This window comes from Amycolatopsis echigonensis, from assembly GCF_014174495.1.
In the GTDB taxonomy this organism is placed as follows: Bacteria; Actinomycetota; Actinomycetes; order Mycobacteriales; family Pseudonocardiaceae; genus Amycolatopsis; species Amycolatopsis echigonensis.
On record NZ_JACJHR010000063.1, the window covers coordinates 41,353 to 53,248 of the forward strand.

General features: G+C 69.2%; 13 protein-coding genes. 4 read left to right on the forward strand and 9 right to left on the reverse strand.

All coding sequences use genetic code 11. The annotated features are described in order from the left end of the window. Positions 1–22: 22 nt before the first annotated feature. Positions 23–1,462, reverse strand: a complete 1,440-nt coding sequence (locus tag H5411_RS33150; RefSeq protein ID WP_101435768.1) for a leucyl aminopeptidase family protein — start codon at positions 1,460–1,462, stop codon at positions 23–25. Positions 1,463–1,550: 88 nt separating this feature from the next. Continuing rightward, complete coding sequence (locus tag H5411_RS33155; RefSeq protein WP_005155393.1) at positions 1,551–1,718, reverse strand: DUF3117 domain-containing protein; 168 nt, start codon at positions 1,716–1,718, stop codon at positions 1,551–1,553. Between the two features lie 202 nt (positions 1,719–1,920). On the opposite strand from H5411_RS33155, the gene H5411_RS33160 reads away from it, so the two are divergent. Continuing rightward, a complete protein-coding gene (locus tag H5411_RS33160) occupies positions 1,921–2,715 on the forward strand; it encodes an enoyl-CoA hydratase-related protein (RefSeq protein ID WP_183126069.1) in 795 nt (264 codons plus the stop codon). A 261-nt stretch (positions 2,716–2,976) separates the two neighbouring features. Here the strand turns inward: H5411_RS33160 and H5411_RS33165 are convergent, their stop codons facing one another. The 4 genes from H5411_RS33165 to H5411_RS33180 form a co-directional block, all read right to left on the reverse strand. Next, positions 2,977–3,540 (reverse strand): DNA-3-methyladenine glycosylase I, encoded by a 564-nt coding sequence (locus H5411_RS33165; RefSeq protein ID WP_183126070.1) that lies wholly within the window; start codon positions 3,538–3,540, stop codon positions 2,977–2,979. Beyond that, complete coding sequence (locus H5411_RS33170; protein ID WP_183126071.1) at positions 3,537–3,992, reverse strand: SRPBCC family protein; 456 nt, start codon at positions 3,990–3,992, stop codon at positions 3,537–3,539. Before H5411_RS33170 ends, H5411_RS33165 begins: the two co-directional genes overlap by 4 nt. Beyond that, positions 3,985–4,314: a DivIVA domain-containing protein gene (locus tag H5411_RS33175; RefSeq protein ID WP_101435772.1), complete on the reverse strand. Its 330-nt coding sequence runs from the start codon at positions 4,312–4,314 to the stop codon at positions 3,985–3,987. The genes H5411_RS33170 and H5411_RS33175 overlap by 8 nt, the downstream gene beginning before the upstream one ends. Before the next feature lie 406 nt (positions 4,315–4,720). Continuing rightward, positions 4,721–5,626 carry a glucosyl-3-phosphoglycerate synthase gene (locus H5411_RS33180; RefSeq protein WP_183126072.1) on the reverse strand — a complete coding sequence of 302 codons (906 nt, stop codon included), beginning with the start codon at positions 5,624–5,626 and terminating at the stop codon, positions 4,721–4,723. A 54-nt stretch (positions 5,627–5,680) separates the two neighbouring features. On the opposite strand from H5411_RS33180, the gene H5411_RS33185 reads away from it, so the two are divergent. Next, positions 5,681–6,355: a lysophospholipid acyltransferase family protein gene (locus H5411_RS33185; protein WP_101440785.1), complete on the forward strand. Its 675-nt coding sequence runs from the start codon at positions 5,681–5,683 to the stop codon at positions 6,353–6,355. A 5-nt stretch (positions 6,356–6,360) separates the two neighbouring features. On the opposite strand, the gene H5411_RS33190 is transcribed toward H5411_RS33185, so the two are convergent. Next, complete coding sequence (locus H5411_RS33190; RefSeq protein WP_183126073.1) at positions 6,361–6,903, reverse strand: LOG family protein; 543 nt, start codon at positions 6,901–6,903, stop codon at positions 6,361–6,363. Next, positions 6,903–7,688, reverse strand: coding sequence for an LOG family protein (locus H5411_RS33195; RefSeq protein ID WP_101435774.1), 786 nt, complete (start codon positions 7,686–7,688; stop codon positions 6,903–6,905). The genes H5411_RS33190 and H5411_RS33195 overlap by 1 nt, the downstream gene beginning before the upstream one ends. 359 nt (positions 7,689–8,047) lie before the next feature. On the opposite strand from H5411_RS33195, the gene H5411_RS33200 reads away from it, so the two are divergent. Together H5411_RS33200 and H5411_RS33205 are read left to right on the forward strand one after the other, a co-directional pair. Then, positions 8,048–10,138, forward strand: a complete 2,091-nt coding sequence (locus H5411_RS33200; RefSeq protein ID WP_183126074.1) for a M4 family metallopeptidase — start codon at positions 8,048–8,050, stop codon at positions 10,136–10,138. 185 nt (positions 10,139–10,323) lie between these two features. Continuing rightward, positions 10,324–11,382, forward strand: coding sequence for a chitinase (locus tag H5411_RS33205; protein WP_167442161.1), 1,059 nt, complete (start codon positions 10,324–10,326; stop codon positions 11,380–11,382). Positions 11,383–11,602: 220 nt separating this feature from the next. Here H5411_RS33205 and H5411_RS33210 read toward each other — a convergent pair. Beyond that, the coding region (locus tag H5411_RS33210) for an integrase core domain-containing protein (RefSeq protein ID WP_183126075.1) at positions 11,603–11,896 on the reverse strand (294 nt) is incomplete at its 5' end.

Sequence of the window (11,896 nt, forward strand, 5' to 3'; positions counted from 1 at the left end):
TGCCGCGGCCCACGGCGCCTGATCAGCCCTCGTAGGAAGCCGCGAACTCCACCAGCGTCCGCGCCGCGAACCCGGACGCGCCGGGCACCACGTCGTCGTACGTCTTGTCCGCGCGCGCCGGGCCCGCGATGTCCAGGTGCGCCCACGGCAACCCCGCGGTGAACTCCCGCAGGAACAGCGCCGCCATGATCGCGCCCGGACCACCGGGAGCCTGCCGGACGTCGCCGAGTTCGCCCTCGATGCCGGTCGCGTAGTCCTCGACCAGCGGCATCCGCCACCACGCCTCTCCGGCGCGGGCGCCCGCCTCGATCACCCGCGCGGCGAGGTCGTCGTCGGTCGCGAAGACGCCGCCGGTGCGCAGGCCGAGCGACACCTTCATCGCACCGGTCAGCGTGGCCGCGTCGACGAGCAGGTCCGGCTTGAACTGCGCGATTCCGTAGGCGAACGCGTCGGCCATCACCATCCGGCCCTCGGCGTCGGTGTTGCCGACCTCGGTGGTCTGGCCGCCGTAGTGCCGCACGATGTCGCCCGGCCGGTACGAGCCGCCCGACACGTGGTTCTCCGCCGCCGGCACCAGCGCGGTGACGCGCACCGGCAGCTTCAGCTCGCCGATCGCGCGCATCGCGGCGATCACGGCCGCGCCGCCCGCCATGTCGGTGCGCATCAGATGCATGCCGTCGGCCGGTTTCAGCGAAATGCCGCCGGTGTCGAAGGTGATCCCCTTGCCCACGAACAGCAGGTGCTTGGTCGCGCCGCGCGGGCGGTAGGTCATTTCGATCAAGCGCGGCGGCGAAGCCGAGCCGCCGCCGACCGCCAGAATTCCGCCGAACCCCTTGTCGGCGAGCCACTTCTCGTCTCGCACGGTCACGTCGACCGTGCCGCCCAGCACCTTCGCCGCGGTGTTCGCCAGCCACGCCGGGTTCTTGATGTTCGACGGCGCGTTCGCGAGATCGCGCGTAAAGGCAGCGGCCGCTGCGAGGACGCGTACGCGCGCGACGGCGTCCGCGTACGCGGGCACAGCGCGCTCGTGCGCGACGACGAGACGTACGGCGGGCACTGGTGGCTTCGGCTCTGTCGTGGTGACCACGAACCGGTACCCGCCCAACGACAGTCCGACCGCTAACTCGGCCGCGTGCTCCGCTGTCGCGTCCTCGGGCAGGACGACCTGGACTGTCCGGATCGGACGGTTCTCGTCCGCGTCGCGAAACGCGCGCGCCAACGCGGCACCGGTCCGTCGAAAGTCCTTCGGCGCGCCTTCGCCAATACCGGCGACCCAGCGCGGACCTTCGCCCTCTTCGGGCACTTCGCGCACTTCGGCGGTACGTCCGCTCGACCCGTACGCTGCGCTTTCGTCCGCTTCGGCCGGCGCGACCAGCACTGCTCGCGGGACTCCGCGGCGCGTCGCGGCGACGACCTCGATTTCGGGCAGCTTCGTGGGAACGGGTGGTAGCGAGTTACGCACAGCGAGCAACCTTAGGGCGCAGACGAACCGACCCCGGCCTCCAAGAGGAGACCGGGGTGCACAGTGGACAGAGCGGGGAGAGCGCAGGTCAGCCAGTGACCTCCTGCAATGCGGCGCCGAGGTCCTTCGCTTCCTCCGCCGAGAGCTCGACGACCAGCCGGCCGCCACCCTCCAGTGGCACCCGCATAACGAGGCCCCGCCCCTCCTTGGTCACTTCGAGGGGACCATCTCCGGTCCGGGGCTTCATGGCCGCCATAGCGTGCTCCCTCCGTCTCAACCGGCGCGCCCGGGTCGCGCACTCCCATGCCAGCCGGGTCTCGTCCCCCATTGTCCCTCATCAGCGCCCGGGCGCGAACGCGGACCGATCATTTGCCGCCGCATCGGTGCTGGTATGCCGCCCGCCGAGGGTGCGAGACTCAGTCCCGAGAACCCGAGCCGCCGCTTCAGAGGAGCATTTCGTGACCACATCCGACGTCCTGTTGACCGCCGACGCCGACGGCGTGCGCACCCTGCGGCTGAACCGGCCGGAGGCGTACAACTCGCTGACCGTCGAGCTCAAGGAGCGCCTGCTCGCCGAGCTGCGCGCGGCCGCCGAGGACCCGGACGTCCGCGCGGTGGTGCTCACCGGCACCGGCAAGGCGTTCTGCGCCGGACAGGACCTCAAGGAGCACGTCGGCCTGCTGCAGGCGAACGACCCGGCCCCGCTGAACACGGTGAGCGACCACTACAACCCGATCGTCAAGGCGATCACCGGGATGCCGAAGCCGGTCATCGCGGCGGTGAACGGCACCGCGGCCGGCGCGGGCGCGGCCTTCGCCTACGCGAGCGACCTGCGGATCGCCGCGGAATCGTCGTCGTTCCTGATGGCCTTCGCGAACGTCGGCCTCGGACCGGACTCGGGCGCGTCGTGGACCCTGCAGCGGCTGATCGGCTACGGCCGGGCCGCGGAGCTGATGCTGATGGCGCGGACGGTGGACTCGGCGGAGGCCCTGCGGATCGGGCTCGTCGGGGAGGTCGTGCCGGACGAGGAGCTCACGGCTCGGGCGCAGAAGGTGGCGGCGAAGCTCGCGGCTGGGCCGACGGTGGCTTACGCGAAGATCAAGAGCGTGCTGGCGGTCGCGGCGGAGTCTTCGCTGGAGGAGGCGTTGGCAGCGGAGGACGCGGCGCAGACTGCGTTGGGGGCTACCGCGGATCACACGGAGGCGGTGGAGGCTTTTGTGGGGAAGCGTCGGCCGAATTTTCAGGGGAAGTGAGTTGGTTCGTCGGGAAGGAAAGCGGCTGCGCCGCGAAAGATGAGCGGCTGCGCCGCTGAAAAGAGGGTTGCGTGGGGGCACCCCGAAGCTTGATTGTGCTGACGGTTGGTGGGTGCTTGTCAAGGCGGGAAAGATGCCTTGACAAGCACCCACCAACCGCAGGGAGGCTTCGTATCGGGGTGCGGGGGAGGGTCTGGGTGCACGGGGGTTGGGTGCATCGGTTGCGGCTGGGGGGTGGGTGGCTGGGCCCTTGCGGGCCTGTCACGATGCGCGGAAGCAGCCTTTTACGTGGTCGTCGACCATGCCGGTGGCTTGCATGAGGGCGTAGCAGGTGGTCGGGCCCAGGAAGGCGAAGCCGCGCTTCTTCAGTTCCTTCGCCATTGCCTTTGACTCGTCGGTCACCGCGGGCACGTCAGCCATGGTGCGGGGGCGGCGGTGCTTCGTTGGGGCGAAGGACCACAGCAGTTTGTCCAGTGGGACGTCCAGGTCTGCCACCGCGCGCGCGTTCTTCACGGCCGCCTCGATCTTCGCGCGGTTGCGGACGATGCCTGCGTCTTGCATCAGGCGTTCGACGTCCTTCTCGCCGAAGCGTGCGACCTTCTCCGGTACGAAGCCGCGGAAGGCTTTTCGGAAGTTCTCGCGTTTGCGCAGGATGGTGATCCACGAGAGGCCCGACTGGAACGACTCGAGGCACAGCCGTTCGTACAGCTCCGCCTCGCCGTGGAGCGGGACGCCCCATTCCTCGTCGTGGTACACCGCGTAGTCCGGGGCTGAGTTGCCCCAGCTGCAGCGGGCGATGCCGTCCTCGCCCAGCAGGTCCGTCATTGTTCCCCCATTGAATAGTTCTCCGCGAACCTCGCGAACTGGCGCAGCGAATGTCGCACGCCGAGTGCGAACGCCGGGCGCGCCAGGGGCCAGCCCGCGCGGCCGAGCAGGCCGAACGGCAGCTTGAGGTGTTCGGCCCACACGAAGGTGCACTGCCCGGCTCCCTTGGCCACCACCTGGAACACCCCGGTCCCCTGCACCAGGCTGCCCAGGTGGCGCACCGTGCAGCGCAGCGGCGGCTCCCAGGTGGTGATCTCCATGGTGTCGGTGAAGCCGATCCCGCCGAAGCCGGTGAAGGCCGCGAGCTTCGAGCCGACGCTGCGGCCGTTGCCCTCGATGACCCGCACCGACGTGCCGAGCATCCATTCGCCTTGGCGGGCCCAGTCGGTGAGCGCGAGCCAGGTCGTGCCAGCGGGTGCCGCGACGTCGACCGACAGCACCAGGTCACTCACCTGTCGGCCTCCGGTGCGCCCCTTCGCGCGGCTGCAGCGCGGCCTCGAGCCGGGCGACCCGTTCGCGCAGTTCGTCCAGTTCCACGCCGGTCCTGCGCAGCACCCAGTCCACTTCGGACATCTTGTAGCCGCGGAACACGATCTGGAAACGCACCTGGCGGACGTCCTCGCCGGTGATGTCCTCGGCGGGCAGGCGGGTGGGCGAACTGCCCGGCGGCAGCGGCGCCAGTTCCTCGCCCCGGCCGAACACCACAGCGGCCAGGAGGAACACCACGGCGGCCACCAGCAGCATGACTACGAGGTAGATCAGCGCGGTCGTCACGCGACGATCGTGGCACACCGTCGCCAGGAACGTCGCGCTAGCACGACAAGTCGGAAGGACGGGACCACCCAGGCGACCATCAGCAGCCGCACGGGCCGCTGGGGCACAGACACGCCACCGGACCCGCTCCGAGCACGAGCAGGCACCGCGTCCGCACGCGCCGTGGCTGCCGCGCACGCCGCGGTCACGCTCATCACCGTCTCCGTGCCGCGCTGGCCCGGCGTCCCCGCCACCTCGAATCCCGACCAGTCACGTGTCCGATGTGGACGCTCACGGGGCAGCTTCCGCTGATTCCGAAGAACAGAGAACGCGGCTCGCCGAGTTCGGCCAGCCACGCGACCTGCTTCCGGTTCTCCGTGGCAGGCAAGTCCCGGTCCGCTCCCGCCGGATCGGTCCTATGTGGACACTACGGCTGCCGGGCAGCCAAGACCTCCCGCATCGGCGGCCGGTCCGTCACCGGCACCTCCGTCACGCCCGGCACCCACTCCCCGGACACCTGGACGAACTGAGTGAACCGCGCCGCCTCCGCGCTCGGCATGCCGCAGCGGGCCAACGCGGTGCCGAGGATCTGCCGGGCCATCACGCCGAGTTGCAGCAGCGACCGGTTGCGGTGTTTGCGCACGCCGAGGTTGACCTGCGCCAATCCGTCCAGGCCGTAGCGCTCCTCGGCGTCCAGCAGCAGGCCGATCTCCACCCCGTACCCGCCGGCGAACGGCACCGACTCCAGGAACTCGCGCGTGCCCGCGTACTCGCCGCCCAGCGGCTGCACCAGTTCGCCCAGCGCCGGGCGCAGCGCGGACAGCACCGGGCGCGCGAGCAGCTCGGTGACCCGGCCGCCGCCGGTGCTCTCCAGCCGCAGCGGGCGGCGGTAGAAGCCCTTGACCAGGTGCACGCCGTCCTCGGTAAGCAGGGGGCCGAGCAGCGACGGCACGAACGACGGGTCCGGGTCGACCAGATCGGAGTCGAGGAACACCACCACGTCGCCGGTCGTCGCGGCGAGCGACCGCCACAGCACCTCGCCCTTGCCCGGACGCGGCGGCAACTCCGGCACGACGTCCTCGCGGCGCACCACCCGAGCCCCGGCCGCCGCGGCGACCTCGACCGTCGCGTCCGTGGAGCCGGAGTCGACGACCACCAGCTCGTCGACGACTCCGCCGAGCAGCGGGCGCACCGACGCGACCACGGTGCCGACCGTTTCCTCCTCGTCCAGCGCCGGCAGCACGACCGACACCGTCCGGCCGCGTTTGGCGGCGACGATGTCCGCGGCGCTCCACCCCGGCTCCTGCCAGGTGCGACGGTGAAACCAGCTCATGGAGGCGATCGTGCCATGCTGAAGCAGGTGCCCGATCCTCCGGAGGGAGAACCCTTGCTGCCGCTGCTCGTCCGTTTCGTGCTCGGACCGCTGGTCCGCGCGCTCTACCGGCCTCAGGTCGAGGGGGTCGAGAACATCCCCGAGGACGGCCCGGTGCTGCTCGCCTCCAACCATCGGGCGGCGCTGGACACCGGTGTGATCACGTTCACCACTCCGCGGCAGGTCCGGTTCCTCGGCAAGGCCGAGTACTTCACCGGCAAGGGGATCAAGGGCCGGTTCATCGCGAAATCGCTCGACGCGCTCGGCTACGTCCCGGTCGAACGCGGCAACGCCCAGGCCGGGCTCGCCGCGCTCGAAGCGGGCCGCAAGGTGCTCACCGACGGCGGCGTGTTCGCGATCTACCCCGAAGGCACCCGCTCGCTCGACGGACGGCTGCACCGCGGGCACACCGGCGTCGCCGCGCTCGCGCTGTCCACCGGCGCGAAGGTGGTCCCGGTCGCGTTGTTCGGCACCGAGGGCATCCAGCCGAACGGCGCGAAAATCCCGCGGCTCGCCAAGATCAAGGTGCGGTTCGGCGAACCGCTGGACTTCGCGCGGTACGAGGGCCAGGACTCGTCCTCGGCGATCCGCCGGTCGGTGACCGACGAGATCATGTACGCGATCCTCGAACTGTCCGGGCAGGAATACGTCGACACCTACCACAAACGGCCGGACGAAAAAGCGTCGTAGGCGCGTTATCCGGCCGAGCGGCTCATGAGGTCGACCAGCTTTTCCGCGTCGGAGGCGACGGTGATCAGCTCCCGCGTCTCCGGTCGCAGGAAACCCTTCTCCAGCATCTGATCGGCGAAGGCCACCAGCGGCGAGTAGTACCCGGCCACGTCGAGCAGCCCGATCGGCTTGCCGTGAATGCCGAGCTGCGCCCAGGTCCACACCTCGAACAATTCCTCGAGGGTGCCGACGCCGCCGGGCAACGCGACGAACGCGTCCGACAACTCGGCCATTTTCGCTTTGCGCTGGTGCATGTCGGCGACCACGTGCAATTCGGTGAGCCCGCCGTGCGCGATTTCCACGTCCGACAGCACTTCCGGGATCACGCCGATCACTTCGCCGCCCGCGGCGAGCGCGGCGTCGGCCACCACGCCCATGGTGCCGACGCTCGCACCGCCGTAGACGAGGCCGATTCCCCGCTGCGCCAACAGTTTCCCGACGCCGGCCGCCGCTTCGGCGTACTCCGGCGAGAATCCCCGCGCCGAACCGCAGAACACACAGATCCGCATCAGTGCGTGTCCTCCCAAGCCTGATAAGACTCCTGAACGACGCGCACCGCGTCGTCGATGTCGTCGGTAAGGTACAGCAGGTCGAGGTCCTTCTCACCGATTTTTCCGCCGCCGAGCACGGACTTCGCGATCCAGTCGTAGAGCCCGCCCCAGTATTCGGTGCCGAAGAGCACCACCGGGAACTTCGTCACCTTCTTGGTCTGGACCAGCGTGAGCGCCTCGAACAGTTCGTCGAGCGTGCCGAAACCGCCCGGAAGGCAGATGAACGCCTGCGAGTACTTGACGAACATGGTCTTGCGGGCGAAGAAATAGCGGAAGTTCACGCCCAGGTCGACCCACGGGTTCAGGCCCTGCTCGAACGGCAGCTCGATGCCCAGCCCGACGGAGAACCCGCCCGCCTCGTTCGCGCCGCGGTTCACCGCTTCCATCGCGCCCGGACCGCCGCCGGTCATCACCGCGAACCCGGCGTCGGCGAGCGCGGCCCCGATCTTGCGGCCCAGTTCGTACTCCGGGTTGTCGCGTTTGGTGCGCGCCGAACCGAACACCGTCACCGCGCGCGGAACCTCGGCCAGCGCGCCGAACCCCTCGACGAACTCCGCCTGGATCCGCAGCACGCGCCAGGGGTCGGTGTGCACCCAGTCGCTCGGCCCGCGCGAATCGAGCAGCCGCTGATCGGTGGTGCTGCCCTGATCGCGCCGATCGCGCCGGAGCACCACCGGGCCCTTGTGCCGCTCCACCGGACGTTCGGGGTACTGGCCGTCGGGAAATTCAGACTGTTCGCTCACCAGCCAAGCCTACGGGCCGAGCGGCCGCGGCGGGCGCCCGCGTCGGCACCACAGCGTGACGGATCGGTTGCCCGCGGCTGAACGCGCGAAAGCGGACCACCAGCGGGTTCCGGTCCTGCTACCAACGGCCGGTTGTCGGCAACTACCTACGAAAGTCGTCCGGACCGTCCGGAAATGGCGTTTTCCCTGCTACGTGGCCACTTGCCGGGAATAGTCCCGATCGCGCCCGGGGTCCCGCTGGTCCGTTCAGCGCATTGACCGCCCCGGTGAGCGCTTTTTTACTCACGGTGTCCGCGGCCTGATCAGCCCAGCTCAACGCGTTGCGCTTCTCCCCGTCGTGTACCCCGAAAGGACTGTCGATGACGTCCAGAAGAGGGCTCGCCACCGGCATCGCCAGTGTCGCCGGTCTCGCCCTTTCCCTGCTCGCGCTGCCGGTGATCCCGGCATCCGCGGCCCCCGCCCACCCCTCCGAAGACCCGCGGGCGGCCGCGATCGCGGCCGCCGACCGGGCCGCCGCCGCGGGTGCGGTCGGGCTCCGCAAGAGCTCGGCCGAAAGCCTGCACCGCGTCAGCACCACGCTGGGCGACGCCGGGCTGTACTACAACTCCTACGAGCGCACCTACGACGGCCTCCGGGTCGTCGGCGGGGACGCGGTGATCGTCGCCGACGGAACGGGCCGCGTGCGCGGCACCGATTCCGCCGAGAGCGCGGCCATCACCGTGGGCACCACGCCCGCTGTCGACGCGGCGCGCGCGGCTTCGGTCGCCCGCGGCCAGTTGCCGGCCGTGAGCACGGTGAGCAAGCCTGATCTGGTCGTTCTCGGCGGCGCACAGCCGAAACTGGCCTACGAGGTCGTCGTCAAGGGCCGTACCGCGAAGGCGCCGAGCAACCTGCACGTCTTCGTCGACGCGGCCACCGGCAAGGTCCTTGACCAGCGCGACGACGTGAAAGCCGAAAGCCCGGCGAAGACCGGCTCGAACGCCGCGTCCCCGAGCGCGGCGGGCAACGGCAACAGCTACTACGTCGGCCAGGTCAGCATCGACACCACCGGCTCCGGCAGCTCGTACTCGATGCGCGACCCGAACCGGCCGGGCATCAGCTGCGGCCGCGAGGGCGGCTCGGTGTTCACGAAGTCCAGCAACAACTGGGGCAACGGGTCCGGCACGGACCTCGAAACCGGCTGTGTCGACGTGCTCTACACGGTGCAGACCGAATGGAACATGCTCAAGGACTGGCTGGGCCGCAGCGGAATCGACGGCAACGGCAACGGTTTCCCGGCGTCGGTCGGCCTGAACGACGTCAACGCCTACTGGGACGGCTCGTCCACCCACTTCGGACACTCGCAGGACAACCAGCGCCAGGCGACGTCGATGGACGTGGCCGGCCACGAGTTCGGCCACGGCATCTTCCAGAACACGCCGGGCGGCGCGGGTTCGGGCAACGAGAACGGCGGGCTCAACGAGTCCACCGGCGACATTTTCGGCGCGCTGACCGAGTTCTACGCGAACAACCCGGTCGACACTCCGGACTTCACCGTCGGCGAGGGCGTGAACCTGGTCGGCAACGGCCCGATCCGCTACATGTACGACCCGAGCCGCGAGGGCGACCCGAACTGCTACTCGTCGTCGATCCCGAGCACCGAGGTGCACGCGGCGGCCGGCCCGCAGAACCACTGGTTCTACCTGCTGTCCGAGGGCACCGCGCCGACCGACGGCCAGCCGGCCAGCCCGACCTGCGACAACAGCAGCGTCACCGGCATCGGCATCCAGAAGGCGGGCAAGATCTTCTACAACGGCCTGCTGCACAAGACCTCGTCCTGGAACCACAAGGCGGCCCGCAAGGCCACCCTGCAGGCGGCGGTCGACCTGTTCCCGGGCAGCTGCACCGAGTTCAACGCCACCAAGGCGGCGTGGGACGCGGTTTCGGTCGGCGCGGTCTCCGGTGAGGCCACCTGCACCGGCAACCCGCCCGCGGGCAACGACTTCTCGGTCAGCCTGTCGCCCTCGACCGCGACTGTCCAGCCTGGACAGTCGGCCACGTCGACGGTGACCACCAAGATCACCAACGGCAACGCGCAGTCGGTGAAGCTGACCGCGAGCGGCCTGCCCTCGGGCGCGACCGCGACGTTCAACCCGGCGACCGTGCAGTCCGGCGGCAGCGCGACCCTGACCATCGCCACTTCGGCGAGCACGCCGAAGGGCACCAGCAAGGTCACGATCACCGCGACCGGCGCTAACGCCACGCACACCTCGGACTTCACGCTCACCGTGGGCAGCGGCAACCCGCCGGGGTGCGGCGGCATCGCGGCGTGGGACGCGAACTCGTTCTACGGTCCGGGCGACGTGGTCTCGTATCACAACCACAAGTGGACCTCGACGTGGTATTCCGTCGGCGCTGAGCCGGGTGCGCCCGGTTCCTGGGCCGTTTGGACCGACAACGGGGCCTGCTGACGCAGTAACCGCTCCCTAGATTCAGCTGGACCAGCCGGGCACGGTGCCTCGTGCCCGGCTGGTCCGCGTTCGCGCTTGTCCAGACCAGAGGCCTGAATTTGTCTAGACCATACGTTCGGAGGTAGGCAGTGCCCCTCCCGCCGCTTACCGTTGCGGCAACACCGTTATCGGGGACGGGAGCCGTGATGAACGGACGGAAATCGCGCTGGTTCGGGACCGCCGTCGCGGCCCTGCTCGCCCTGCCGCTCGCGGGAATCGCCCCCGCTTCGGCGGCCGCCGCTCCGCAGTCGGACACCTGCGCGGTGAAGCCGAGACCGTCCGGCCCGGTGCTACAGGGCTACTGGGAAAACTGGGACGGTGCCTCGAACGGCGTGCACCCCGGCATGGGCTGGGTGCCGATCAACGACCCCAGCATGGCCGCGCACGGCTACAACGTCGTCAACACCGCGTTCCCGGTGATCCAGTCCGACGGCACCGTGCTGTGGGAAGACGGCATGGATTCCACGGTGAAGGTCTCGACGCCCGCTGAGATGTGCGCGGCCAAGGATGCCGGAGCCACCATCCTGATGTCGATCGGCGGCGCAGCGGCGGGCATCGACCTGTCGTCCAGCTCGGTCGCCGACAAGTTCGTCAGCACCATCGTGCCGATCTTGAAGAAGTACAACTTCGACGGAATCGACATCGACATCGAGACCGGCCTGTCGAGCAGCGGCGATATCAATTCATTGTCCGCCTCACAAGCGAACCTGGAACGCATCATCGACGGCGTACTTTCCCAGATGCCGCCCGGCTTCGGCCTGACCATGGCCCCAGAAACCGCGTACGTCACCGGCGGTTCGGTCACCTACGGCTCGATCTGGGGCGCATACCTGCCGATCATCAAGAAGTACGTCGACAACGGCCAACTGTGGTGGCTGAACATGCAGTACTACAACGGTTCCATGTACGGCTGCTCCGGCGACAGCTACGAAGCCGGGACCGTCCAAGGCTTCACCGTACAGACGCAGTGCCTGGACAAGGGTCTGACGGTACAAGGCACGACCATCCGCGTCCCGCTGGACAAGCAAGTCCCCGGCCTCCCCGCGCAATCAGGAGCAGGCGGCGGATACCTGGACCCCGGCCTGGTCTCGCAGGCCTACCAAAGCGTCCCCGGCATCAAAGGCCTGATGGACTGGTCAATCAACTGGGACGGCTCACAAGGCTGGACCTTCGGCGACAACGTGAAGTCGCTGCAAGGCCGCTAAACCGCTGCGGGCCGGGGTGCTGCGCAAACGCCGCCCCGGCCTCAGCCCAACTTCCGTGAGGGCAGGCGCACCCTCACACCCCCACCGCAACCCGCACACCCAACAACCGAGGCACCCACGCCAAACCGCACAACCACACCCAACAATCGAGGCACCCACACCACCCCCGCACCCCGATACGAAGCCCCTGAGGTTCCTCCGGTGTGCCGGTCACTGGGTTTCATGCTGCGTGGGCGTGGTGGTGAGGGTAGTTGGTGCGGGTTTCGCGGGGTGTGCGGTAGCCGAGGGTGGAGTGCAGCCGGTGGTGGTTGTAGTAGGCGAGGTAGGCGAAAACGGCCTCGCGTGTGTGGCTGCGGGTGGTCCAGGACCGGGTGCCGATCTCGGTTTTGAGGGTGGCGAAGAAGGATTCGGCGGCGGCGTTGTCGTAGCAGGATCCGGTCCTGCCCATGGAGGGACGGATGCCGAGCGCGGTCAGGGTGGCGCGGAATTCCGTGGAGGCGTATTGGGTGCCTCG

Coding starts and splice junctions, on each gene's coding strand:
- H5411_RS33205 (WP_167442161.1), top strand. CDS start 10,324: ATGAACGGACGGAAATCGCGCTGGTTCGGGACCGCCGTCGCGGCCCTG.
- H5411_RS33180 (WP_183126072.1), bottom strand. CDS start 5,626: ATGAGCTGGTTTCACCGTCGCACCTGGCAGGAGCCGGGGTGGAGCGCC.
- H5411_RS33155 (WP_005155393.1), bottom strand. CDS start 1,718: ATGGCGGCCATGAAGCCCCGGACCGGAGATGGTCCCCTCGAAGTGACC.
- H5411_RS33190 (WP_183126073.1), bottom strand. CDS start 6,903: ATGCGGATCTGTGTGTTCTGCGGTTCGGCGCGGGGATTCTCGCCGGAG.
- H5411_RS33200 (WP_183126074.1), top strand. CDS start 8,048: ATGACGTCCAGAAGAGGGCTCGCCACCGGCATCGCCAGTGTCGCCGGT.
- H5411_RS33165 (WP_183126070.1), bottom strand. CDS start 3,540: ATGACGGACCTGCTGGGCGAGGACGGCATCGCCCGCTGCAGCTGGGGC.